We start from the raw sequence: 25,866 nt of genomic DNA on the forward strand, positions 1-25,866 counted from the left end.
ATGAGTGTACTCGACACCCTTGACCAAAACAACCTCCCCAAGCACCTGGCCATCATCATGGACGGCAACGGGCGTTGGGCCAAGCAAAAGGGAATGTTGCGCGCCTTCGGACACGAAAATGGCACCAAATCGGTACGCATGACCGTAGAGAATTGTGCGCGCCTCGGCATCGAAAACCTCACGTTGTATGCTTTTTCGACCGAAAATTGGAACAGGCCCAAACTCGAGGTCGACACGCTGATGAAACTGTTGATTTCGTCGCTCAAAAAAGAACTGCAGACACTCGACAAAAACAACATCAAACTCAATGCAATCGGCAACCTCGAAATGCTTCCCAAAAAAGTACGTGCTGAATTGCAAGATGTTATCGAAAAGACAAAAAACAACACCAGAATGACCCTAACTTTAGCATTAAGTTACGGATCTCGCGAAGAAATTGCGAATGCCGTAAAATCTTTGTGTTGTAAAGTTAAAAATAATATAATTTCAATTGACGCTATTGACGAATCGGTTATTAATCAGCATCTTTACACGCAAAATTTACCGGACGTCGATTTGTTGGTAAGGACCAGCGGCGAGTGCCGAATCAGCAATTTTTTGCTGTGGCAAATCGCTTATGCAGAGTTGTATTTTACCGAAGTGCTTTGGCCTGATTTCAGCGAACAACATTTGTATGAGGCCATCGCAAGCTATCAAAAGAGGGAACGTAGATTTGGAAAAACCAGTGAACAAATTAAATAAAAGCTTTGTGTTGCAAAAAAGAATAACCCTTGTACTTACCTTATTGTTATTGGGAATCCTCTCCCCGTTGCGCGCTCAGGAAGACCGCGTAGCGTTTGACCAAGGGACCACTTATTTTCTTGCCGATGTTGCCGTAACGGGAAAAATCAGCTACAACGAACAAACCGTCATTACGTTTGCCGGACTTCAAAAAGGCCAGGAAGTAACCGTTCCGGGCGAGGAAATCAGCAACGCGATCAAAAAGCTCGGCAAGCTGGGTCTTTTTAGCGAAATCGACTTTTATGTCAACAAAATTGCAGGCGACAGCATTTGGCTGGAACTCGCCATTGTCGAACTTCCAAAACTGAGCGAAGTCAAATTTACGGGCGTCAAGAAAGGAAAAGTCGAAGGACTGATCAAGGACACTGGGCTCACCAAGGGCAAGATTGTCAACGAAAACCTGGTCACGACCACCAAAAATTACGTCGAAAACAAGTACAAAAAAGACGGCTTTTACAGCACCAAGGTCAACATCGTCACGAGCGCCGACACCACGGCGGGCGAAAACCATGTCAAGATGCTGGTACAGGTAGACCGCGGCAAGAAAATAAAGGTGCGCGAGATTGAATTCACAGGGAACGAACAATTCACCGACGTGAAACTCAAACGCGCGATGAAGAACACCAAGGAAAAGCACATTTACCGCTTTTTCAAAACCTCGAAGTTCATCAAAGACAAATACAAGGAAGATTTGACGAGCGTCGTCAACAAATACAAAGCCAGCGGTTACCGTGATGCCCGCGTGGTATCAGACACGGTGATTTTCGACCAGGAGCGCAAAGACCTTTCGATCAAAATCCAGATGGAAGAAGGTCGTAAATATTATTTTGGCGACATCAAATTCATTGGCAACACGGTTTATTCCGACCAAGGCTTGGGCCGTTTGCTCGGCATCAAAAAGGGCGACGTATACAACGGCGTATTGCTCGAACAGCGCATCGCCGACAAAACCAAGCCCGACGGCGAAGACATCACCAACCTGTACCAAAACAACGGCTACCTGTTCTCGAACATCAATGCCGTCGAAACGCGTACCTACAACGACACAATCGATTTCGAGATCCGTATCGTAGAAGGGCCCATCGCCTACTTCAACAAAATCTCGGTCGTGGGCAACGACAAGACCAACGACAGGGTCATCTACCGCGAATTGCGCACCAAGCCGGGCGAAAAATACAGCAAGGAAACGCTGGTAAGAACCGTTCGTGAAATCGGACAGCTTGGATTTTTTGACCCAGAGGCCATCGAGCCAAAATTCAAGAATGTCGATGCAGGTGCGGGCACCGTGGACATCGAATACAACCTGGTCGAAAAAGGATCGAGCCAAATCGAATTGCAGGGCGGCTATGGCGGCGGTGGCTTCATCGGTACGCTTGGTTTGAGCTTCAACAACTTCTCGATGCGCAACCTGTTCAACAAAGACGCCTACCGACCACTCCCAATGGGCGACGGACAAAAAGTATCGTTGCGTTTGCAGGGCAGCCAGTATTTCCAGACGTACAGCCTTTCGTTCTCGGAGCCCTGGTTTGGCGGCAAAAAACCGATCCAGTTCAGCAGCTCGCTTTCCTACAGCAAGCAGTACTACTTTGCCTCGACGGGTGTAGACCGTTCGCGAAGCTTTAACATCATCTCGGGATCGATAGGCGTGGCCAAACGTTTGCAGGTACCCGACGACTATTTTGTGTTGTCGCATGCGGTAAGTTTCCAATACTACGATTTGCACAACTACAACACCGGATTGTTTACCTTCGGCGACGGATCGGCACGCAACCTGGCCTATACGATCGGCATCAGCCGCAACAACAAGGGTGTCAACCCGATCTTCCCGACCTATGGTTCGGAATTCAGCCTCACGGGTAAATTTACGTTGCCGTATTCTATGTTCAACGGCATCGACTACAACGCGTTGCAATACCAGGAAGAATACAAGTTGCGCAACACGACGGGCGCCAACATCCCGCAAGCCAACGGACAGGGCGACATTTTGCCGGGTCAATACATCGATCCGAACGGCAACCGTGCCGACACCTACCAGCAGGCTGCGCTCGACCAATCGAAGTACGACCAAAAACGCTTCAACTGGCTCGAATACTATAAAATTAAGTTCAAGGCCGATTGGTATACCAAAATTTATGGTAAATTGGTCATGCGTTCATTGGGTGAATTTGGCTACTTGGGCTACTACGACAAGGCACGCGGATTGGTACCATTCGAAAGGTTCTACCTTGGCGGCGACGGTTTGGCCAACTTTGCGATGGACGGACGCGAGGTCATCCAGTTGCGCGGGTATCCGAACAACTCGTTGTCATCGGCCGATGGCGGTTCGATTTACAACAAATTCTCGTTGGAATTGCGCTACCCGATTACGATGAAGGCCGCGGCATCGATTTTTGTGCTCGGATTCCTCGAAGGTGGTGCCTCGTATGACAATTTTAGCGAATATAATCCGTTTGTACTGAAGCGTTCTGCGGGCATGGGCCTCCGTATCTTTATGCCGGCGTTTGGATTGTTGGGTATCGATTTCGGATACGGCTTCGACCCGTTGACCGGCGCCACCAAACCGAACGGTATGGAAACGCACTTTATTATTGGTCAACAATTTTAAATTAGATATATTTGGCATGGTATTTTCTAAAAATTTTTCGATTATGAGGAAACATTTTCTAGTGCTGCTTATCCTGACAACCGTCTCGCTGACGGTTAATGCGCAAACCCGCGGCGTCAAGGTGGGCTACATCGACATGGAATACATCCTCCAGAATGTCCCCGATTATACCGAAGCCAAGAACCAACTCGAGCAAAAAGCGCAAAAATGGAAGCAGGAGATCGAAGTCAAGAAAAACGACATCACCAAGCTTAAGGACGCGCTCAAGACCGAAAGGGTTTTGCTCACCAAAGAACTCATCGAAGAACGCGAAGAGGAAATCAAATTCCAGGAAACTGAATTGCTCGATTACCAGCAAAAAAGATTCGGCCCCAACGGCGACCTGGTCACCCAAAAAGCCGTGTTGACCCAACCTGTACAAGACCAGGTTTTCAATGCGGTACAGGACATTGCCGAAGCCAAAAAATACGATTTCATTTTTGACAAAACATCCGATATGACTATGTTGTTCGCGGCAAAGCGTTACGACATCAGTGATCAGGTGGTGCGCGCCATTTCACGTGCGTCCAAAAGAAGCCAGTTGACCAAAAAGCAACTCAAGGAAGAAGAAGCCAAGGAAGCCGCCGAAGACATGGTCGACGAAAACCCTGCGCTTGCCGAAAGACAAAAGAAATTGGACGAACGCAAAGCCGCGCGCGAAAAATTGGTCGCAGAACGCAAAGCTGCCCAACAAGCCAAGCGCGATGCCGCAGCCGCCGCGCGTGAAGCCAAGAAAAATGGAACAGCCGTCCCCAAGACCGAAACGGCCAAAACCGCAACCGATTCTACGCAAGTAGAGACCGGTGAAGTAGAAACCAAAGAAACCGCCAAGCCAACCGCCAAGGACAGCGCGGCCGCGGCAGCAGCCGACAAACGCAAGAAAACCGCCGAAGAGCGCGCCAAAATTATCGAAGACCGCAAGAAGGCCGCCGAAGAACGTCGCAAGAAAACGCTCGAAGACCGTGAAAAGGCCAAGCAGGAAAAACAAGAAAAAGCCAAAGAAGGAAAACAAGACTAAAACAAGACTAAAACAATAATAATTAATTTTTTATGATGATGAAACAATTCAAAACGTTAGTAATTGCAGCCTTGATGATCGTAGGTGCTAGCCAGGCCGCACAAGCCCAAGCCAAGACCGCCCACGTTGATGTAGCCGATTTGATGTCGAAAATGCCTGCAATGCTGGATGCCCAAAAGCAATTGGAAAAATTAAGCACTACATACGATACGGAGTACAAAACCATGGTCGAAGAGTACCAGAACAAACTCAAGAAATACGAGCAGGAAGCGTCTACCGTGACCGATGCCGTAAACGAAACCCGTTCTAAGGAAGTACAGGACATGCAAAAACGCATCGTCGACTACCGTGACAACGCGCAGAAAGAATTGCAGCAAAAAGAAGCCGACATCGTAAAACCGATCATGGAGCGCGTCAAGGCGTCGATCCAAAAGGTAGGAAAAGCCAAAGGATACCAGTACATCCTGAATTCAGAAGGCCTGCTTTTGGCCGATGGTCCGAACATCACCGCCGATGTTAAAAAAGATTTGGGATTCTAATCGGCTCCCGCAAATACCAAAAACTGCTCTTAAATTGAGCAGTTTTTTTTTTAGCTTTGTTTTATGGTCAACCACAATCCCATCGGACTTTTTGATTCGGGCATAGGCGGCACGTCGATCTGGTCGGCGATCCACGAATTGTTACCGCACGAAAACACCGTCTATCTGGCCGACAGCAAGAATGCGCCCTACGGCCAAAAGTCGAAGGACGAAATCCTCGCGCTCAGCATCAAAAATACCGAGTTCCTGCTCGAACAAAACGCCAAGATCATCGTGGTGGCCTGCAATACGGCGACCACCAACGCCATCAAGGAACTGCGTGCGCAGTACGATGTTCCGTTTATCGGTATCGAACCCGCCATTAAACCGGCGGCCACGCATTCCAAGACACAAAATATCGGTATTTTGGCCACCAAGGGCACGCTCAGCAGCGAGTTGTTCAACAAAGCCGTAGAAATCTACCAAGACACCCACATTGTCGAACAGGTGGGATTTGGATTGGTACAGTTGATCGAAGAAGGCAAGATCGATTCACCCGAAATGACCCGGCTGCTTCACGAATACCTCGAGCCCATGATTGCCGCCAACATCGATTATCTGGTACTGGGTTGCAGCCACTATCCGTACTTGATTCCGCAAATTCAGAAAATCCTACCCAAACACATCAAGATCATCGATTCGGGCGAGGCCGTCGCGCGTCAAACGCAAAAAGTTTTAGAGGAAAAAGTAGGATTGAACCCAAGCGGCGGCGAACATGCATTTTACACCAACGCCGACCCGAAAGTACTTTCAGACATCTTGCACAACCAGTACGAAGTCGTCAGACGCGATTTCTGACCTATTCAGACTGATCCTTGAACCAACCCGAGTACATCACGTAATTGTTCGAAATACGCCCGATTTCGCCCGCAAACGCCGACGCATCGATGTCCTTGACCTTGCGCGCCGGAACACCTGCATAAATGCTCCCCGATTCTACCGTAGTGCCTTGGGTCACGACGGCTCCGGCCGCCACAATGGCATTGCTTTCCACGACGCAGCCGTCCATCACGATGGCACCCATCCCAATCAGCACATTGTCGTGCAACGTACAGCCGTGTACGATGGCGTTGTGCCCGATGGACACATTGTTCCCGATGACCGTTTCATGTTTCTGGTAGGTACAGTGGATGACCGCGCCGTCCTGGATGTTGACTTTGTCACCCACCGTAATGCGGTGTACATCGCCCCGTACGACGGCATTGAACCATACGCTACATGAATGTCCGAAAGTGACATCGCCCACGATGGTGGCATTTTCGGCCACATAACAATCCGCTGGAATATTCGGCGCTTTGCCGTTGACAGGTTTAATCAGTGCCATAAAAAAAGAGTCCCGACGAATCGGGACTTGGTATTAGTTAATTGCTGGACATTTACAGTGGTAACGTTCTTTTCTGCAGAACAGGTTCATACCCAAAGTGATTTGGTGGTAGCCGCCGTCGTCGAATTTCACTTTGCCGGTCAGGTGGGTATAGGTGTACGAAAACATAAAGTTCTTGTAGTTGACCCCCAAGATTGGCGTGATGTAGTTGAGCTTTTGCGTTTGCACCGAATTGTTTTCGATGTAGTCGGCGCCGTCAAAACTTCTTCTGTACGACAAACCGCCCCAAATTGAACCAAAGTCCATCATTTTATAGACCTTGAGGTTCACGTCTACCGCCGCTTCCTTGGTCTTGTCGACATACTGGAGCATCGCCGATGGTTCCCAAAGCAAGTTGGTTTCGTCGCCAAAAATATAACCGGTGTTCAAAATGATCTTACGGATGTTGTCGCTTTCGTATTCGCTGTAGATCTCACGACGGGTTTCGATCGCGTTCTTCAAGGTCGCGTGGATGTAAAAATCAAGGTAGTTGTACGACATCCCGAAGTCGATGTTGAAATACGAATCTTTTTGCACGAACCCTCCATATACATACGGATCGAATTCCCCTGGACGCAAAAATTCCGACTCATCCAATGAACTCTGCACCAACCCGACGCTCAAACCAAAAGACAATTGGTTCAAATCAATCTGGTCGCGCGAAAACATGATGTGGTGCGCATAAGTTGCCTTGATGCCGCGTTGCGAGTGGTAGCCGTTTTTGTCATTGTAAAGAATCACCCCCGCACCAGACTGTTCTCCTACCCTGCCGTTGAAACTGGCTGTTTGCAAGGCCGGCGCATCGTCTTGGCCAAACCACTGCTGACGCGCGGTAATCCGCAATTTTGCGCAGTTGGCGGCGCCCGCCATAGAAGGGTGTAATAAATAGTAATTGTCTGACAAATAATCGGAGTAAACTGCTACTCCTTCTTGGGAAAATGACCATTGTGCCGTTGCCAACACAAAGAACAACACTACCTTTTTAAAATTCATGTTTGCTTATCGTTTTAATGCGAAATGGGACTTGAACACCTTGCTTACATTGTCCTCTTCATAATGAACTGAGAACCAGTAATCTGTTGCCGGAAGAATATTCTGATTGAATGTTCCGTCCCAACCCTTGCCGCTAGGACTGATTTCTTTCAGTAATTTTCCATAACGGTCAAAGATATAAATTTTTGCATTAGCTTGGCCTTTCAGCGCAAAAATATTCCAAGTGTCGTTGTAGCCGTCTCCATTTGGCGTAAAAAACTTAGGATAATCCATCAAAAACGCGACATCTTCTAAAGTTCCGCAAGCATTTCGAACCTTAACGATGTGTTCCCCAGGCAGCACGTTTGTAAAAACGCTTCCCGGCTGAAACGCCCCGTTGTCCAGTTGGTACTCATAATCCCCCGAAGGCACAACGCTCACGGCAATGGTTTGCGACTGGTCAAAATAATCCGACGCAACCACCTCAATGGCCAACGGCGGCGAAGTCATATTTACCGTTGTGGTGACCATATGTGAAGCACAACCCGTCACCAAATCCACTGCAATCACGCCATAATTACCCGGCGCGCTGGCGCTGTAGCTGCTGTCGTATTCGTTGACGATCTGGCTGTACGAACCGTCCGTTTCCAGGTACCATTCAAAATCATACTGCGCATCGCTGAGTCCTGTCGTCAAGACATAAGGCGTTACCACCGTATTGGTGACGGTATTGTAACAAATGTTGCCATCCTGCGGCAATGTCGGCAACGGCAATGGGTTTACGGCAATTGTAACCGAGCCCGGCAAGCTAGGGCAGTTGGCCGATGTCGAAATCACGACGCTGTATGTTCCCGCCATCGACGCATCTGCATTTGCGATGGTTGGATTTTGCAATGACGATGTAAAGCCGTTCGGACCCGTCCAGCTATACGTTGCCCCTGCCACCAACGGCGTGCTCAAGGTGATGGTCTCTTCGGCACATACGTCGCTGCCCGTGGCCACCGGTGTCGCCGGGAAGGTAGGCGCCGGGATAATCGTAAACGTCCCCGGTGCCGATACGCAACCGGTTTGGGTGTTGCGCACCACGATGCTGTAGGTGGCGTTTGGAGCCAATCCCGAAAAATCGGTGCCCGCCTGGTAATTGATTCCGCCGTCGATGCTGTACTCAAGATTTGCTCCTGTAGGATTCGCAACCGAAATCGCACCCGTTGGCGCCGTACAAGTTGGTTGGGTCATGGTTCCTGTTGGCGCGGCTGGGTTGGCCGGAATAGGATCGATTACCACCGCAGTAGGTGCCGATACGCATCCTGTTACTGTATTCCTGACAATCAAATTGTACGTAGCGTTAGGCGCAAGCGAAGCGAATGTGGTACCCGCTTGGTAGCCCGATCCTCCGTTGATGCTGTATTCGAAATCTGTTCCGACCGGTGCGGTGATCACGATGGTGCCTGTTGGCGTAGTACAAATCGGCTGTACCGTAGCCGATGCCGTAGGTGCAGGCGGATTGGCCGGCAGCGGATCGACAAAAGCCGTCGAAGCCGTCGAGACACAGCCCGAAACATTGTCGCGCACGATCACGCTGTAAGTGGTGTTTGGCGCCAAGCCCGCAAAAGTGGTTCCCGCCTGGAAGTTGGTCCCGCCATTGATTGAATACGACAGGTTGGCACCCAGTGGCGCGCTGACCACAATCGTACCTGTCGGCGCAGAACAAATCGGCTGAACGGTAACACCCACGGTTGGTGCAGGAGGCACATTGAGCGCCGGATTGATGACCACTGCCCTTGCCGCCGAAACGCATCCGGTGGTCACGTCGCGCACGGTTGCGCTATAGGTCACGCCCGCAGCGAGTCCTGCAAAAGTAGTCCCGCTTTGGTAGTTGAGGCCACCGTCGATACTGTATTCAAAATTGCCGCCTACCGGTGCGCTGACCACAAAACTTCCCGTCGGGTCGCCACAAATAGGCTGGGTGATGGTCACCGTCGGCACAGCCGGATTGGCTGGAATAGCGTTTACCGCGGCCACACTGGCCGTCGATACGCACCCGGTTACCAAATCACGAACAATCAAATTGTAGTTGGTACTTGGCGCCAATCCTACAAATACTGGCGATGCCTGGTATGCCGTACCGCCGTTGATGCTGTATTCCAAGTTGGCACCGGTTGGCGCGCTGATGGTAACAGTTCCTGTAGGCGTCGTACAAATCGGCTGGACGATTGTCAACGTAGGCGCGGCAGGATTGGCCGGCATTGCATCGACGTTGACTATCGTGGTGGTCGAGACACAACCCGTAGCGGTATCCCTTACCGAAAGCGTATACGATGCATTCGGCGCAAGTCCGGCGAACGTGGTCCCCGATTGGTAAGCCCCGCCGCCATTGATGGTGTACTCTAAGTTGGCTCCTAGCGGCGCACTGATTTCGATGGTACCGGTTGGCGTGTAGCAATTCGGTTGAGCCGAAACCGCAGCCGTAGGCGCTGCCGGAATAATTAACGCTGGGTTGACCACAGCGGGTACTGTTGGCGACACACAGGCCGACAAAGCGTTGCGCACAATCACATCGTAGGTCGCGCCCGCCGCCACGCCCGAGAACATGGTGCCTGATTGGTAGTTGGTGCCGTTGTCGATACTGTATTCCAAGTTGACGCCCACCGGCGAACTGATGCTGATGGTAGCCGTATTGACCGCACAGTTTGGCTGGGTAATGGCAAACACCGGCGCGCTCGGCACCGGCGAAACCTCGACGCTAATCATCGCGCGTGGCCCTTCGCAATTGTTTACGGTTTGACTGACATAGTAATTGGTGGTCGCCGATGTAGCAGTACTCGGTGTTGGCGCGGTGGTATTGCCAACCCCACCCGTCGCGGCACTGTACCACAACAGGTTCGAACCGGTTGCGGTCAAGGCCGGTGCTGCAAAACCTTCGCAGTAACCAATCAAACTTGTTACCGCAGGTGCGGCAGGCAAAGCGATGGTCGTCACCGGAATTTCGGCGCGCAAACTCTCGCATCCATTGACCGTTTGGGTGACGTAATAATTGATGGTTCCATCGGTTGCTGTTGACGGTGTAGGCGCAATGGCACTTCCAACCCCACCCGTGGCCGAAGCATACCAAAGCAGGTTGCTGCCCGTTGCCGTCAAAGCGGTCGCAGTCGCATTCTGGCAATAAGGTGCCACCGCCGTGAATGAAGGTGCGGCAGGTGTAGCCTCTATGTTGACGACAATGGCGGCCCGTGGTCCTTCGCAACCATTGGTTTGGCTCACATAATAAGTGGCTGGTCCCGAAACACTGGTGTCCGGTGTAGGCGCGGTGGCGCTTCCCGTACCGCCGGTGGCTGCGGTATACCAAAGCAAGTTGGTACCCGTAGCGCTCAACGCAGGCGCGGCTTCTCCTTGACAATAAGCCAGCGGCGTCAAGATTCCCGGCGCGGCCGGCGTGGCCGTAATGGCTACCGGAATATCGTCTACCCTGAATTCAGGACAGGTAGCCGAAGCAGGCAATACATAATCAACCAGATAACTTCCCGGCGTACTCGCGCTCGGGTCGATATCACCTGTGGCTGAATTGATCGAAAGCCCCGCAGGCGTGGCGGTATACGTCCCTCCAGGCGTGACCGTGGTGTTCACAAGCTGCAGCGGCAACTCGGCGCAATAAGGGGTTTGCGGATAATCAAAAACGCCCGACGGTTCTTCGCCAATCGTGATGGTAAACGGCATGACAAAAACACAGCCGCTTCCCGCCACTTCCTCGAACCGAACCCAAATCTGGTCGGTGTCGGTCGTCATCGGGTAATTGGCCAGGGTGGCCGTAGGAATTCGTCCGTTGGGAACACCGTTGGTGGCATCGAGTTCAGACGAATTGTAATAGGTGATCATATAGTCTGATGCACTCGCAGTTCCTAAAATAGCGGCATTTTGGTTGATGTTGATGTTCATCGGCAGCGGATCAGAAGTACAAATATTCAAAGGTGGCGCCGTTTGCAATGGATTGGGCTGGAACCAAATTGTGATCTGGTCTTCGGCTACTTTACAATCATACGACGTTTCTACCGTCAGTTGATAGACCCCTCCTTGCGTTGCCGTGTATTCTACATCGTCGACGGTCGCAGGCAATAAAATAGAGGCTACGGGAACAAAAGCCGCAGGGTTGTAGGCCGGCAAATTGGCCGGGTCATAGGTGTTGTTGAACGACCAGTAAAAATTGTAATCGTCCGGATTCAGGATGTAATCGGGTACCGGAAGGTCTTGGTCGGTAAAATAACTGGCCGGCGGCATGGCCAGGTTGGTGTCGTCGCCACAAACCGACAAATTCTCGTCGAGGTTGGTGTCATCGACAAGCGCCAGCGGCGTAATCTTAAAATCCTTCAAGAAAACCGCCGAATCGTAGGCATTGTCACCCACGTTACCGATCGCCAATTTCATGTGATAAACTTCGCCGCATCTAAGGTTGGCCACCGCAGTCAGCACCGTCGTAAAACCGTCGTATTGCACATGCGGATTGGCCGCAGGCGTAGTCCCGGTTCCGTTGTTGACATAATACGTGCAATACTCGCACGGGCCATTATTGGTTTGTCCGTTGTTGACATTGTTGATCGTGATCGGCACTGTCGTATTGGGCACGAATGCAATGTTGTAAGCGTTGTAGGGTACCGATGCGTTGGCCGGATTCGGGCCCGTCAAAAAGAACCCGAAAACATCGTTGAAACCAGTGTTCGCAAATTCAGGGTATTCTTCTGAAGCGAACACATAGTCGAACGACATTTGCGAGCCCGTCGCCACGAAATCAAACTCGAGCACTGCCGAGTTCACGACATTGTTTGTCGTAAGCGCCGCCAGGTTTGTATCGGCATTGTATACGGGCGTAACAGGATCGGATGTACCGCCTCCGTTGTTGGGCCCATAACCCAACTGCGCGTTTCCGGTCGAGAGCATCACCCCGGCGGTGAGCCCCAAATTGGTCGGGTTAAAATTGGTGGTAAAATGCGCGGCCTGTAACTTGATCGCGTTGGCATTCGCAGCCGAACCATTGAAGGTGATGTTGTAGGGCGTAATACTTTGGTCGACCAATACATCGGTGACCAATTGGGCAGGCGTTTCGGCCGTATTGGTAATGATCAATTGCGCATGGGAGGCCCATCCGCAAAGCATTAAAATACAGAAAGTAAAGTTTTTCATTGTGGTTTAGTTGGTGGTTTGTTGTAGTTGTGTGTTAAAAAATCTTTAATCTCCAAATATAGAGATTCAACAAAAATAAGTTTGTTAATTTTGCAAAAAAATAAGGCATTCCATGACTATAAACATCAAGCAAACGCAAAACCCTACCATAATTAAGTTCGAATTTCCAGATTTTATCACAAAAAATGAAAATTTCGAATTTAAGAACATCGACGAAACCAAGAATTCGCCGCTGGCCAAGCAACTTTTTTATTTACCATTTGTTAAAACAGTGTACATCTCGGGCAATTTCATCGCCATCGAGCGCTACAACATTGTCGAGTGGGAAGACGTACAGGATGCCGTGGCCGAACAAATCCAAAACTACGTAGACTCGGGCGCCAAGATCCTCGAAATCGACGAAACCAAACCCAAAAAACAGCCCGTGACGGTGTATGGCGAAACCACGCCCAATCCGGCCACGCTCAAGTTTGTCGTCAACAAAATGATCACCAAGACACCCGTCGAATTCAAAAACATCGACGAGACCAAGGCGTCGCCGCTGGCCAAAGAACTGTTCAATTTCCCGTACGTCAGGGAGATTTACATGGATGAAAACTACATCTCGGTAAGCAAATACGAATCGTACGACTGGAGCGAAATCACACTCGAACTGCGTTCGTTCATCAAGTTGTATATCGAGAACGGCGGCCCGGTGCTCGACGAAACGCTCATCGAAGCGCCCAAAGCCGAAAAGCAGCAAATCAAAAACTTCGACCACCTCGACACCACCTCGCAGCAAATCATCAACATACTCGAAGAATACGTCAAGCCTGCCGTGGCGGCCGATGGCGGCAACATTTTGTTCGACTCGTACGACGAAACCGAAAAACGCGTCAAGGTGATCCTGCAAGGCGCGTGCAACGGCTGCCCGTCGAGCACGTTTACGCTCAAAAGCGGCATCGAGAACATGCTCAAGGACATGCTGCGCGACGAGGAGATTAAGGTCGAAGCGCTCAATGCTTAATTTTCTAAACGCAAAGATTTCGCAAAGTTTAGAAAGCTCTGCAACCTTTGCGCCTTTGCGGTAAATAAAAAACTAACTTTAAGCGTCCGAAAGGGCGCTTTTTTTAAGGAGCTATTTCCCGCTTTACGCTGTATCTTTTGCCTTGCTCGCGCCGGCAAAAGGATGCCGCTGCAATCGGGGCTAGGGCCCCTCGCTTCGATATTCGTCATTCCTTATTCGGCGTTCCGCGTTCGTTGACTATTTTTGAATGTTGAATGTCGAACAACGAATTTCGAATTTCGAACAATTACCATGAACGAACTTTCCCAAGAAACCAGCCCCTACCTGCTCCAGCACGCGCAAAACCCCGTGCATTGGAAAGCCTGGAACGAATCGGCTTTGGCCCAAGCGCAGTACGAGAACAAACTGATCATCGTATCCATCGGTTATTCGGCCTGTCATTGGTGCCACGTGATGGAACACGAGACCTTCGAAAACGACGAAGCCGCGGCAGTCATGAACGCCCATTTTGTCGCCATCAAGGTCGACCGCGAGGAACGTCCCGATGTAGACGCCGTATACATGAAAGCGGTACAAATCATGACCGGGCGTGGCGGCTGGCCGCTCAACGCCATTTGCCTGCCCGACGGACGACCGGTTTGGGGCGGCACTTATTTCAGGCAACCCGAATGGATCGCCAGCCTCGAACAGCTACAGGAACTCTGGCTTTCGAACCCCGAAAAAATGGTCGACTACGCCCAGAAACTACAGGACGGCTTGGTGGGTATTTCGGTCATCGAACCCAAAAGCCAACCCACCGACCTGAATCTGGAAAACCTCGCCCCATTGGTCGAAAAGTGGCAAAAAAGTTTCGATTGGGAATTCGGCGGCATGGCGCGTGCGCCCAAATTCATGATGCCCAACAACTACCGGTTCCTGATGCACTACGGCTTTTTGCATGCCGACCAAAAACTGCTCGATTTTGTTGATTTGACGCTGACGCGCATGGCCTGGGGCGGGTTGTTCGACACCGTCGGCGGCGGATTTTCGCGCTATTCGGTCGACATGAAATGGCATGTCCCGCATTTCGAGAAAATGCTGTACGACAACGGCCAACTCACCTCGCTTTATGCCGACGCTTTCAAACGCACGCAAAATCCGTTGTACCGCGAAGTGGTCGAAAAGACGTTGGCTTTTGTACTACGCGAACTCACCGCGCCCAACGGGGCTTTTTATTCGGCGCTCGATGCCGACAGTCTCGATGCCCAAGGCCATTTGGAGGAAGGCACGTTTTACATTTGGACGCAAAACGAATTGCAAGACCTTTTGGCCCAAGACTTCGCGTTGTTTGCCCAAGTCTTTAACCTCAACGATTTCGGTCATTGGGAGCACGGAAATTATGTGTTGATCCAAAACGAAACGATCGAAACCATCGCCGCAAAAAATGGCATCGCCGCTGCCGATTTGCAATCCAAGAAAAACGATTGGGAGCGTTTGCTTTGGGACGCTCGCGAAAAACGCAGCCGCCCAAGGCTCGACGACAAATGCCTCACGTCTTGGAACGCCATCATGTGCAAGGGGTTTGTCGACGCTTATAAGGCATTCGGGCACGAGCACTACTTACAAGCCGCCGTCGCCAATGCGCAGTTTTTGGTCGAAAAACAATGGAGCGCCGAAGGCCATTTGTGGCACAGTTACAAGGACGGCAAGAGCACCATCAACGGATATCTTGAAGATTACGCTCATACAGCCGAAGCGTTCGTTGCGCTGTACCAGGCCACATTTGAGGAATCTTGGCTTCACCATGCCAAACAGCTCGTCGATTATTGTTTCGACCATTTTTATGACGCGGTCGGATTTTTCCGGTTTACCTCCGATGCCGATGCGCCGTTGATCGCCCCGCACTTCGAGACCGAAGACAACGTGATTCCTGCTTCTAATTCGGTGCTCGCGCACGTGCTTTGGTGTTTATCGGTCTATTTCGAGCATACGCATTGCGAAACCGTGGCGCGCAAAATGCTCGAACACATGGCCACCGACATCGACTATCCATCGGCGTATTCGAACTGGTTGATCCTGTGGTTGCAACAATCCAATCATACGCGCGAACTGGCCATTTGCGGCCCGAATGCCGTACGACAGATGCAAACCATCAACAAACAGTATTGGCCGCATGTGTTGGTTGGGGGCGCCGAGCACGAGTCGGGGCTGCCGTTTTTGGCGCATCGTTTTGACCAAAGCCAAACACTCTTCTATGTTTGCCAGAACAGGGCCTGCCAGCGCCCAACAGACAATATCGACGATGTTAACAAAGATTTAAACCCTTATCGTTAAAGCATTTGCGATATTCTTTGTAAGTTTGGGTTTAACCAATCTAAATCAACATGGGACTAGGATCATTTTTTAAGAACCTGTTCGGCGGCAAAGACAACGTCGAGAACAGTGCACAAAAGGTCGAAAATAAAATCGACGACGTCAAGGACACCGTAGACCAAGTAGCCGAAAAGGCCAAGGATACCGTAGCGTCTGCCGCGCAAAAAGTCGAGGAAAAAATCGAACAGCCGGCCGCCGATTCTTGGCAAGACAAGGCCGAGAGTTTTGTCGACAACCTCAAGGACAAAGCCAGCGAATATGCCGACAAGGCCGAAGATTTTGTAGAGGAAAACTACGCCAAGGCCAAGGAAGCGGCTGCGCCTTACATCGAAAAGGCCGAAGATTTGGCCGAAGCCGCGCAGGAAAAAGTAGGCCAGTATTCGAAAGAGGCCGCCGATAAAATCGAAGACGTGGTCGATTCGGTCAAGGAAAAAGTATCGGACTGGACCAACAAAGCCGAAGACACGGCCGCACAAGCCAAGGAATCGGTCAACAACTTTGTGGGCGACGCCGATGCCGATGCCGAGCAAAAAGCGGCCGACGCAGGCAACCGCGTTGAAGAAGACGCCGATTAAACGACTAAAAACACTACCTTTACAACCTCCACAAACGGAGGTTTTTTTTTCGCATGAAACCGTTAATAGCCGACATCAACTACATCGAACAATACACGCAAAAATTCATCACCCTGCTCATCGAATATTCGCCCAAACTAATTGGGGCGTTCATCCTGCTGTTCGTGGGGTTATGGGTCACCAAACTGATCAACCGTTTTGCGCGCAAACTCATGGTCAAGCGCGACGTCGAACCTACGCTCGTCGAGTTCTTGTCGGACATCATCTTTTGGGCATTGCGCATCGTTTTGTTCATCGCGGTTATTTCCAAACTCGGGATCGAATCGTCGTCGTTTGTGGCGATTCTGGGTGCTGCGGGTCTGGCCATCGGTTTGTCTTTGCAGGGTTCGCTGTCGAACTTTGCGGGCGGGATGCTCATCATTTTGTTCAAGCCGTTCAAATTGGGCGACACCATCGAGGCGCAGGGCGTATCGGGCATGGTGATCGACATCCAGATTTTTGTCACGCAACTGCTCACGGCCAATAACCAGGTGATCTACATTCCCAATGGCGCGTTGTCCAACGGTACCATCATCAATTTTTCGCAACAGCAAACCCGACGCACCGACCTTACGATCGGCATTTCGTATGACACCAACATCAAGCAGGCCAAGGACATCATTACCGAAATCATCGACCGTCATCCCAAGATCCACAAGAATCCGCATGCAACAGTGACGGTAAGGGAATTGACCGATTCGGGGATCAAGATCGCCATTCGCGCCTGGACGGCCAACGAAGATTTCGCCGACGTGACCGCCGATCTGCTCGAACAAAGCAAAACGGCTTTCGACCAGGCAGGCATTTCGATCCAGCCGTTTTTGAAAGAGTTTTCGAAATCCTGAGAACTGTCTTATTTTTTGTAGTATTGTTGTTTAAATACGTACCATGAAAAAAATATCTTGTTTTTTGCTGGGATTGATTTGTTTTCCTTTGGCGGCGCAATCGCTTCAGGAAGAAGTACAGCATCCGGACATCGCAACCAAGTTGTTCAAAAACCCGAAATACGTAAAGGACAAGTCCCAAGGCTCGCCTTACAAACAAATAATGTTTGCGCAAGCAAGCGTCGAAAAGCTAAACATCAAGGCTTTTATGCGCTACAATGCCTACAAAGATGAATTTGAATTCATCACACCCAAAAGCGACACCCTGGTTTTGGACAAAATAGAAGACTTTGACCGCATCGTCTTTACAGGACTTCGAAAACAATACGAATTGATTCCGTATACCGAAGACAAGAAACTCGTTTATGGATACCTTGTAAACGTACACCAGAAAGACGGGTGGACCCTCTACCGCAAAGAGCGCGTGTCGTTTGTTGAAGCCAAACCCGCCAAAACTTCGCTCGAGGTCAGTATGCCGGCCAAATTCAGCCCGATGCGCGACATCTTTTTCCTGCGCAACAAAGAAGGTATGACAACCGATTTTCCGGAAAGCAAAAAAGCGTTAGTCAAACTATTTCCAGCGCACAAAGACAAAATCGACGTTTTTGTCAAACAAGCCCAGACGAATTTTGACAATGAATCTGACTTGATTCAGCTTGTGAACTTTCTTGCGACACTTTGATTACTTGCCGCCCACCAAAAAGTCCTTGAGGTAATAAGGCTCGAAGTACGCCACATCTACAAAATCCTGCGCCAGAAACTTGGCATGCGCCAGCGCACCCATCGCGTTGGCCGATGGAAAAACAACATCTTCGAGAAAGACAAAACGATCATCGGTTAACACCGTCTTGCATTTTTGCTGACAGTCGCCCACAATATACATTTTTGCGTTGGTATCGGCATACGATTCGGCCGTAAGGATTTCGGCCTGAACACCGCGCACCGCATTTCTATTGGCGTCAAAAACGGCGCTGTATACTTCCATACGCCGGGCATCGATCATGGGTATGATCAAACCGTCGGATACCGTGACCTGCGCCGCGAGAACGGCCAACGTATCGATGGCGACAAGCGGAATCCCAAGCGCGAAACACAATCCTTTGGCCGCCGATACCCCGATGCGCAAACCGGTATAAGACCCGGGCCCTTGGCTTACGGCCACCGCCGACAAATCGGCGTAAGTGATTTGTGCGTCCAACATCGCTTGCTCGATGAACAAATGCAATTTCTCGGCATGCGAAAAACCTTGCTCGGCCACCTCACGCAAAGCGATGGTCTGTCCGTCGCGCGATACGGCAACCGAACAGTTCTTGGTGGCGGTTTCGAGTTGTAAGAGATAAGCCATTACTTCTTGGAATCTTTCGTGGCCACGGTAATTCTGTCGCCCGAATTGAGGTCTTTGGTTACGGTGGTATACGGGCCTGTGATGACAACATCTCCTTTTTTGATGCCTTGCGTGACTTCGATGTTGGTGTCGTCCTGGATGCCCGTCTTGATCACGCGGATCTTGGCCTTGTTGCCCGATTTGACAAAAACACATTCATACTTTTTGTCGCTTTTGGGTTTGATTTTGTTTTCTTCGGAATCCGGGTCGTCTACCTCAAGCTTTTTGACCGCAGCCGTATCGGCCTTGACCACAACGGCACTGATCGGCACACCAAGTACTTTTTCCTTGCGTTTGGTGATGACGTCTACCGTGGCCGTCATGCCCGGACGAAAAGGCGAATAGCTCGCAGGTTTGCCTTCGGTCAAATCGGTATACGATTCCTTAAGGATCCTAACCTTGACCTTAAAATTGGTGACCTGGTCGGCCGTAAGCGCCGTGCTCGCCGAATTCGAGATGCTCGTGACAATACCCCTGAATTTCTTTTTGAGATAGGCATCGACCTCGACGCGTGCCGAATCGCCCACATTGATTTTGACGATGTCGTTCTCGTTGACATCGACCTCGACCTCCATGCTGTTCAGGTTGGCCACGCGCAAAAGTTCGGTTCCCGTCATTTGTTGCATCCCGAGTACGCGTTCGCCGAGTTCGACGTTGAGCATCGAAATCGTCCCGTCGGCAGGCGCGTAAATCGTCGTACGACCCAAATTGTCCTTGGCTTCGTTGACCGTAGCCGACGCGCTTTCTACATTGTAATACGCCGATTGTTTGGCCGCCTTCGCGCCTTCGTACAACGATACGATCTTGTCCCACTCGGATCTTGAGATGATGCCTTTGTCGAACAGCGATTTGTTGCGGTCGTAATTGGCCTTGGCCTCTTTGAAACTCGCGTCGGCCTGGCTCAAACTCGCCTTGGTACCCGACAATCCGGCCAGGGTGCGGTTGTAGCCCGAGGTATACAGATCGGGGTTGATGCGAACGAGCAAATCGCCTTTCTTGACGACCTGGCCCTCCTTAACAGGCAGTTCGATGATTTCGCCTGATACTTCCGAGGCGATCTTGACCTCGACCTCGGGTTGGATCTTGCCCGTAGCCGATACGGTCTCTACGATGGTAATCTCGTCAACTTGTGCGGTTTCGACCTCGATGCCTTTGTCTTTGTTGCCGATCACGCCGTTCTTGGCCAATACGACAAGGACCACGACCAACACCACGGCCGCACCGATTAACAGATAAGTTGACTTTTTAGACATGACGCTTATTGTTGGATGATCGGAATCCCAAAATAGAATTCGACGATCTTGGTTCTAAAAATATAATCGTACTTGGTGCGCAGCACTTCGCTCTGTGCGTTGGCGTAAAGCGTTTGCGCCTGGTTGTAATCGAAGGCGTTCATCATACCCACGTCGTAACGCGCCTGCGCATACTCGAACGCATTCTTGCGCGCCTCGAGTGCCGTGTTCGCCGATTCATAGCTGTTGAACGCGCCGTTGGCATCGGTAAACGCGGTATACACGGTGCGTTCGAGATCAACCTGGCTTTGCTCGAGCGCAATCTTGGCACGTTCGGCATTGACCTTGCTGCGCGACACATTGTTTCGGGCGGCAAAACCGTTCAAAATAGGCACATTCAATTGCAAGCCAAAGTTGTGTCCTTTGTTGTCGTCGAACTGCGTGAAAAAAGGATCCGGGCTGCGCGTCCCAATCACCTGTCCGTTGATCACATACGGCACATCGGCATACGAAATACGCGAATTGAAACTGTAAAAACCTTGCAGCGTTGGCTGATAGGCCCCGCGTGCGATCTTGATGTCGCGGTTGGCGATGTCGAGATTGGTTTGCGCGAGCTTGACCTCTACCCTGTTCTCGAGTGCTTTTTTGTAAATCGATTCGGGCGTTTGGAACATGACCTCACTTTGCTTGGCATCGTAATTTTCGTCGGCGATGTCAAAATTCTGAAAATCGTCGAGTTGAAGCAATTGCGCCAGGCTCAAACGCGAAATGAGCAACGCATTTTCGGCCGCGACAAGTTTTTGCTTGCTGTCGGCCACCGTCGCCTTGATGTCGAGCAAGTCGCCGCGCGGCACCGAACCGGCATCGACGAGTTGCTGTGTACGGTTAAACTGTCGTTCGTTGGCGGCCAACAATTCTTTTTGCACCTTGATGTTCTCCTTGTTGAACAAAATCTGCAGGAACGCATTGGCCACATTGAGCGACACATCGTCCTTCATTTTACTGAGCTGGTATTGCGCCGCGACCTCGGCCAACGCCGAACGGCGGTAACGGTTTTGGTTTTGCAAGCCTTTGTAGATGTCTACATTGGCGCCCACGCCCATAGAAGTAAACTGCGTCGTCTGGTTTTCAAGCAAACCGGTGGTGATGTTCTGGTTCAAACCGATGTTCCACGAATGTGATGCATTGGCGTTGATGCTCGGTATAAAATTGCCGCGCGCATCTTTTTTGTCGATGGCAGCAAGTTCACCATCGAGCGCCGTGTTGCGGATCGAAATGTTGTGTTCGAGCGCATAGTTGACACATTCGGCTATCGTCCATTTCTTGGCTTGGGCCTGGCCGATCGTCGCCCAACATGTGAACAATATTAAAAAGAAAAGATTTGATTTTTTCATGATTGATGATGGCGCCACGCGACGCACAAATTTAGCGAATTTCTAAAAACTAAGACCAATTATTGTTGCTTTTGCGCTTCTTCCCCCGTGGTGCCTTGGTTCCACACCTTGATTTTGTCGGACGCAGATATGCCGCTTTTAACCTGCACATAGAGCCCATCCGACACGCCCAGCTCGACGTCTTTGCGCTCAAATTTTTGGTCGCCTTTGTCGATTTCGATAAACGGTTTTTGCGTTTTGGGATCGAATTGCACAAGCGCCTCCTTGATGGCCAGCACGTTCTCGGCCTTGTCCAAAATAATCGACGCGTTGGCGCTGAGCCCCGCGCGGATGAACGTATCGTCACGGTCGGTGAGTTTGGCCTTGATCTCGAACTGGATCGCGCCGTTCTCGGTTTTGCCCTTGGGCGCGATGTCGGTGAGTACAGCATTGAAGATTTTGTTCTCGATGGCACCCACAGTGATTTCGATGGGCAGGTTGACTTTGATTTTGCCCACTTCGGATTCATCGACCTTGCCGACAAAAATCATACGGCCCACATCGGCCACGCTCGCAATGGTAGTCCCTTCGTTAAAATTGTTGCTCTCGATGACCTGGTTGCCCACCTTGACCGGCACATCGAGCACCATGCCGTTGACGGTCGATCGGATAATGGTATTGGCGTAGCTCCCCAACCCCGCCGAAGTTCCGGTCTTGATGATGTCGAGTCCTTGACGCGCGGCGTTGTAATTTTGTTTGGCTTGCGAAAACGCCACTTCGGCAGCCTGGAACTCGTTGGCCGAAATCACGCCTTTGTCGAACAGCGATTTCTGGCGGTTGTACAATTTTTGTTGGTTGTCGAGCTCGATCTTGGCCGATTGCACCTGGTTTTGCGAGCTGCTCAAATTCGACACATTGGCCACCACGCGGATCTTGGCGATCATGTCGCCAGCCTTGATGCTTTCGCCAGCCTTGATGTACACGGCTTCGATGATACCCGAAATATTGGGTTTGATGAGCACCTCTTCGTCGGGGACAATGTTGCCCGTGGCGATCGTATTCTTGACAATCGTCTTGGTCTCGGGTTTCTCGGACTGAAAAACCACCGGCGCTTCCTGGTTCTTGGCGTACAAATAGTACAGCGCGCCAAAAAACACGATGGCGATAAAGATCAAAACGGTAATGGTAACTCCTTTTTTCATTGTATGAAGATTGGTTGATGATTATTCAGTTCGTAAGGCATCGACGGGTTTGACATTGATGGCGGTTTGCGCGGGGATAAATCCGGCGAGCAATCCGGAGCCGATCAGGATCAGCAGCGCGATGAACACCACGGTCATGTCTACGCTTGGGTTGGCGAACATCATGTCCTCGGAGGGCATCGACGACAAAATCGAATTGGCGATGGCCAACACGCCCGTTGCCGCGGCAATACCCAACATACCCGCCAAAATGGTCAGTACGATCGACTCGGTCAAAATCTGGCCACGAATGGCCGATGGCGTAGCACCCAATGCGCGGCGCACGCCAATTTCCTTGGTGCGTTCCTTGACCACAATAAGCATGATGTTCGAAATGCCGATGATGCCCGAAAGCAACACCAACGTCCCTACAAAGTACGCAATAAATCGCAAAATCATGAACAGCCCCTGCACTTTACTGTACTCCTGGAACAAATCGAAATGCCCGATGGCGCGTTCATCTTCGGGATGGATCGAATGACGCGACTTGAGGAAATCAAAAATGCCCTGCTTGAGTTCGGTGATCGAAGCGCCGTCCTTGGCCGTGATGGCCATCCACCCGACGACATCGCCGTAATTGAACGCCTGCTGAAAGGTCGTAAACGGCATGAAGATGTTCTTTTGCGCCGCCTCGGCCCCACCGTTGTTGGTGTTGTTCGAATGGTAGACACCAACAACCATGAAGTTGACGCCGTTGATCTTGATGTAGCTGCCCATCGGCTCCTCGCCTTTCTCATACATTTCGTCGATGACGCCCTGTCCGACAACGGCCACTTTGCGCTTGTTCAGGATGTCCTGCTGGTTGATGAACCGCCCTTGCTTGATGATCATCGACTCCTGTTTGATGAGTTCGGGGTAATCGCCATAAATCGTGAAAGCGCCCGTCTTGTCACCGCGGATCACATTGTTCGTGCCTTGATAACCGCCCAGTTGGTTGCGCGGCGAGACGTATTCGAGATCGGGAAATTGGGCCTTGAGCGCGGGCACATCGGCGTTCTTGAAATTATAGCCGCGCGTTTGTGGCAGCCCTTTGTAGGCCTTGGAGGTATTTTGTGCCCACATGAACATGGTGTTGGTCGCCATGCCGTCGAAGCCTTTTTTGATGCCGTTCTCGAGACCCTTGCCCGCGGCGAGCAAAATCACCAGGATAAAAATTCCCCAGAACACGCCGAATGCCGTCAGCAACGTGCGGAAAGGGTTGGCCATGAGCGCCTCGAGTATTTCGTTCCATTTTTCGCGGTCAAACATACTATTCGTCTCTAAGTGCTACAATGGGTTTGATTTGCGCCGCGCGATAAGCCGGGAAAAATCCGGCGAGCGCACCGGCGAACACGAGCAAGAACAGCGTCGTGAGCGCCACGTTGAAATCGACCGACGGATTGACAAAAAATTCGCTCTTGACCTGCGGCCCGACCACTTCCAACAGCGCCAGGCTCATCAGCAAACCTACAAAACCCGCAATCGTGGTGATGAAAATCGATTCGTGCAAAATCATCGCAATGATCGACCACGGCGACGCGCCCAATGCCTTGCGGATTCCTATTTCCTTGGTGCGTTCCTTGACGATGATGAGCATGATGTTCGAAACGCCCACCACACCGGCGATGATCGTACAAATCCCGACCCACCAAAAAAACAGACTGATGTACAGGTTCACGTCGTAAAAGCGTTTGGCGTTCTCGACCGAATTGTACATCCCGATACCACCTTCGTCGTCTGGCGCGACAGTGTTTTTGTTTTTGAGCAATTGTTTGAGTCCGGTTTCGAACGTTTTGGATTCGGCCAGCGCCGCGTCGAAATTGTCGGCCTTTTTCATGACGAAGAACATGTTGCTGATCTTGTCGCCCACGCCATAGGCTTTCTGGACCGTCGTCAGCGGCATGTACACACGGGTTTCTTCGCGTTCGCCTGCCGGATCGATAAAAACGCCCACCACTTTAAAAGCGATGCCATTCACCTGGATCTGTTTGCCTATGGGCGATTCTTCCTTGAACAAGTCTTGCTTGAGTTTGAGACCGATGGCGCACACCTTCTCGGCATGGGCCATGTCGTTGGCGTTGATGAAACGTCCTTCGGACATGGTCGCGTTTTCGATGAATTGGTATTCGGGGTACACGCCGCGGTATTGGTAATTGCCCGATTCCTTTCCGTAGGTCACCAAGCCGCTCCAGTTGTTGAAACTCGAGCCTTTGTACTGCAGCATTTGATCGTATTTTTGTACCGACACGGCATAGTCGGAATTCCTAAATTGGATTTGACGCCCCGGGTTGAGCCCTTTGTATTCTTTGGTGGTCGTGCTCGTCCATACTTCGACGATACCCGCCGCATCGCGTTCGAATTGCTTTTCGACGCCGTTTTGCAGCCCCTTGCCCACGCCAAGCAGGATCACGAGGATGAAAATCCCAGATGCGACCGACACGCCCGTCAAAAAAGTGCGGAGCTTGTTTTTTGAGATCGCCTCAAAGATTTCGTGCCAACGCTCGAGGTTAAACATAAGCCGTCGCCCTTACCTGTTCTACTTTTTTGTCGTCGATGATCAGGCCGTCCTTGAGCACGACGTTGCGTTTGCACATGGCGGCGATGTCGGGTTCGTGCGTGACGATGAGCACCGTTTTGCCCTCGTCGTTGATGCCTTGGATGAGCTCCATGACTTCGTAAGAGGTTTTGGTATCGAGCGCGCCCGTAGGTTCGTCGGCCAACAATACTTTGGGGTTCGACGCCAGCGCGCGCGCAATGGCCACGCGTTGTTTTTGCCCGCCCGAAAGTTCGTTGGGCAAATGGTGCGCATGGGTTGCAAGGCCTACTTTTTCGAGGTAGTGCATCGCGGTTTCGTACCGTTGCTTGCGCCCGACGCCTTGGTAGTAGAGCGGCATGGCCACGTTGTCGAGTGCATTTTTGTAGTTGATCAAATTGAACGACTGGAACACAAATCCGAGGAATTGGTTGCGGTAGCGCGAAGCGATCGTTTCATTGAGGTTTTTGATGGGCACGCCGTCGAGGATGTAGCTTCCCGAATCGGCTTCGTCCAAAATACCGAGTATGTTGAGCAGCGTAGATTTACCCGATCCCGAAGAGCCCATAATTGCCACCAATTCGCCAGCCTCGATGTTAAAATTAACGCCTTTCAGCACGTGCAACGACGCGCTTCCCATTTGGTAGGATTTGTGCAAATCGGTAATTTTAATCATGGGGTGTAGGAATTTGTCAACAATATTAGGTAATCTGCTCCCAAAATGTGATAAGAAAACGTTAA

At 50.9% G+C, this 25,866-nt stretch carries 20 protein-coding genes; 10 read left to right on the forward strand and 10 right to left on the reverse strand.

The window, feature by feature from the left end:
• From BLP55_RS10540 to murI, 5 genes are all read left to right on the forward strand, one after another.
• Nucleotides 1-741, forward strand: coding sequence for an isoprenyl transferase (locus BLP55_RS10540; protein WP_091143374.1), 741 nt, complete (start codon nucleotides 1-3; stop codon nucleotides 739-741).
• Nucleotides 674-3,385, forward strand: a complete 2,712-nt coding sequence (locus BLP55_RS10545) for a BamA/OMP85 family outer membrane protein (protein ID WP_091143377.1) — start codon at nucleotides 674-676, stop codon at nucleotides 3,383-3,385. The genes BLP55_RS10540 and BLP55_RS10545 overlap by 68 nt, the downstream gene beginning before the upstream one ends.
• A 43-nt stretch (nucleotides 3,386-3,428) precedes the next feature.
• Nucleotides 3,429-4,442 (forward strand): OmpH/Skp family outer membrane protein, encoded by a 1,014-nt coding sequence (locus BLP55_RS10550; RefSeq protein WP_091143529.1) that lies wholly within the window; start codon nucleotides 3,429-3,431, stop codon nucleotides 4,440-4,442.
• A gap of 38 nt (nucleotides 4,443-4,480) precedes the next feature.
• A complete protein-coding gene (locus BLP55_RS10555) occupies nucleotides 4,481-4,981 on the forward strand; it encodes an OmpH/Skp family outer membrane protein (RefSeq protein WP_091143533.1) in 501 nt (166 codons plus the stop codon).
• Nucleotides 4,982-5,044: 63 nt separating this feature from the next.
• Nucleotides 5,045-5,818: a glutamate racemase gene (murI, locus tag BLP55_RS10560; RefSeq protein WP_091143380.1), complete on the forward strand. Its 774-nt coding sequence runs from the start codon at nucleotides 5,045-5,047 to the stop codon at nucleotides 5,816-5,818.
• Between the two features lies 1 nt (nucleotide 5,819).
• Here the strand turns inward: murI and BLP55_RS10565 are convergent, their stop codons facing one another.
• Genes BLP55_RS10565 through BLP55_RS10575 form a run of 3 tightly spaced genes read right to left on the reverse strand, consistent with a single transcriptional unit; the run spans nucleotide 5,820 to nucleotide 12,527 of the window.
• The gene (locus tag BLP55_RS10565) at nucleotides 5,820-6,344 is read right to left on the reverse strand and encodes a gamma carbonic anhydrase family protein (protein ID WP_091143384.1); all 525 of its coding nucleotides are present in this window, start codon (nucleotides 6,342-6,344) and stop codon (nucleotides 5,820-5,822) included.
• 33 nt (nucleotides 6,345-6,377) lie between these two features.
• Nucleotides 6,378-7,376 (reverse strand): PorP/SprF family type IX secretion system membrane protein, encoded by a 999-nt coding sequence (locus tag BLP55_RS10570; protein WP_091143388.1) that lies wholly within the window; start codon nucleotides 7,374-7,376, stop codon nucleotides 6,378-6,380.
• Nucleotides 7,377-7,382: 6 nt separating this feature from the next.
• Complete coding sequence (locus BLP55_RS10575) at nucleotides 7,383-12,527, reverse strand: choice-of-anchor L domain-containing protein (protein WP_091143392.1); 5,145 nt, start codon at nucleotides 12,525-12,527, stop codon at nucleotides 7,383-7,385.
• Nucleotides 12,528-12,639: 112 nt separating this feature from the next.
• Here BLP55_RS10575 and BLP55_RS10580 point away from each other — a divergent pair, with 112 nt between their 5' ends.
• The 5 genes from BLP55_RS10580 (at nucleotide 12,640) to BLP55_RS10600 (ending at nucleotide 18,065) form a co-directional block, all read left to right on the forward strand.
• Nucleotides 12,640-13,533, forward strand: coding sequence for a NifU family protein (locus tag BLP55_RS10580; RefSeq protein ID WP_091143396.1), 894 nt, complete (start codon nucleotides 12,640-12,642; stop codon nucleotides 13,531-13,533).
• 291 nt (nucleotides 13,534-13,824) lie between these two features.
• Nucleotides 13,825-15,846, forward strand: coding sequence for a thioredoxin domain-containing protein (locus tag BLP55_RS10585; RefSeq protein ID WP_091143399.1), 2,022 nt, complete (start codon nucleotides 13,825-13,827; stop codon nucleotides 15,844-15,846).
• Nucleotides 15,847-15,896: 50 nt separating this feature from the next.
• Nucleotides 15,897-16,460, forward strand: a complete 564-nt coding sequence (locus tag BLP55_RS10590) for a hypothetical protein (RefSeq protein WP_091143402.1) — start codon at nucleotides 15,897-15,899, stop codon at nucleotides 16,458-16,460.
• 53 nt (nucleotides 16,461-16,513) lie between these two features.
• Nucleotides 16,514-17,344: a mechanosensitive ion channel family protein gene (locus BLP55_RS10595; protein ID WP_091143406.1), complete on the forward strand. Its 831-nt coding sequence runs from the start codon at nucleotides 16,514-16,516 to the stop codon at nucleotides 17,342-17,344.
• A 43-nt stretch (nucleotides 17,345-17,387) separates the two neighbouring features.
• Entirely contained in the window at nucleotides 17,388-18,065 is a 678-nt protein-coding gene (locus BLP55_RS10600) for a hypothetical protein (RefSeq protein WP_091143410.1), read from the forward strand.
• Here BLP55_RS10600 and tsaB read toward each other — a convergent pair whose 3' ends face one another.
• The 7 genes from tsaB to BLP55_RS10635 are packed head-to-tail and all read right to left on the reverse strand — an operon-like array spanning nucleotide 18,066 to nucleotide 25,801.
• Entirely contained in the window at nucleotides 18,066-18,728 is a 663-nt protein-coding gene (gene tsaB / locus BLP55_RS10605; protein ID WP_091143413.1) for a tRNA (adenosine(37)-N6)-threonylcarbamoyltransferase complex dimerization subunit type 1 TsaB, read from the reverse strand.
• Nucleotides 18,728-20,020 (reverse strand): efflux RND transporter periplasmic adaptor subunit, encoded by a 1,293-nt coding sequence (locus tag BLP55_RS10610; RefSeq protein ID WP_091143418.1) that lies wholly within the window; start codon nucleotides 20,018-20,020, stop codon nucleotides 18,728-18,730. The genes tsaB and BLP55_RS10610 overlap by 1 nt, the downstream gene beginning before the upstream one ends.
• Nucleotides 20,021-20,025: 5 nt before the next feature.
• Nucleotides 20,026-21,393 carry a TolC family protein gene (locus BLP55_RS10615; RefSeq protein ID WP_091143422.1) on the reverse strand — a complete coding sequence of 456 codons (1,368 nt, stop codon included), beginning with the start codon at nucleotides 21,391-21,393 and terminating at the stop codon, nucleotides 20,026-20,028.
• A 59-nt stretch (nucleotides 21,394-21,452) separates the two neighbouring features.
• Nucleotides 21,453-22,574 (reverse strand): efflux RND transporter periplasmic adaptor subunit, encoded by a 1,122-nt coding sequence (locus BLP55_RS10620; protein WP_091143426.1) that lies wholly within the window; start codon nucleotides 22,572-22,574, stop codon nucleotides 21,453-21,455.
• Nucleotides 22,575-22,595: 21 nt separating this feature from the next.
• On the reverse strand, nucleotides 22,596-23,861 hold the full coding sequence (locus tag BLP55_RS10625) for an ABC transporter permease (RefSeq protein WP_091143429.1): 1,266 nt from the start codon (nucleotides 23,859-23,861) through the stop codon (nucleotides 22,596-22,598).
• 1 nt (nucleotide 23,862) lies between these two features.
• The gene (locus BLP55_RS10630; RefSeq protein WP_091143432.1) at nucleotides 23,863-25,107 is read right to left on the reverse strand and encodes an ABC transporter permease; all 1,245 of its coding nucleotides are present in this window, start codon (nucleotides 25,105-25,107) and stop codon (nucleotides 23,863-23,865) included.
• Complete coding sequence (locus tag BLP55_RS10635; protein ID WP_091143436.1) at nucleotides 25,100-25,801, reverse strand: ABC transporter ATP-binding protein; 702 nt, start codon at nucleotides 25,799-25,801, stop codon at nucleotides 25,100-25,102. The genes BLP55_RS10630 and BLP55_RS10635 overlap by 8 nt, the downstream gene beginning before the upstream one ends.
• Nucleotides 25,802-25,866: the final 65 nt, after the last annotated feature.

Origin of the sequence: Flavobacterium caeni, from assembly GCF_900101895.1 — a bacterium.
Lineage (GTDB): Bacteria > Bacteroidota > Bacteroidia > Flavobacteriales > Flavobacteriaceae > Flavobacterium > Flavobacterium caeni.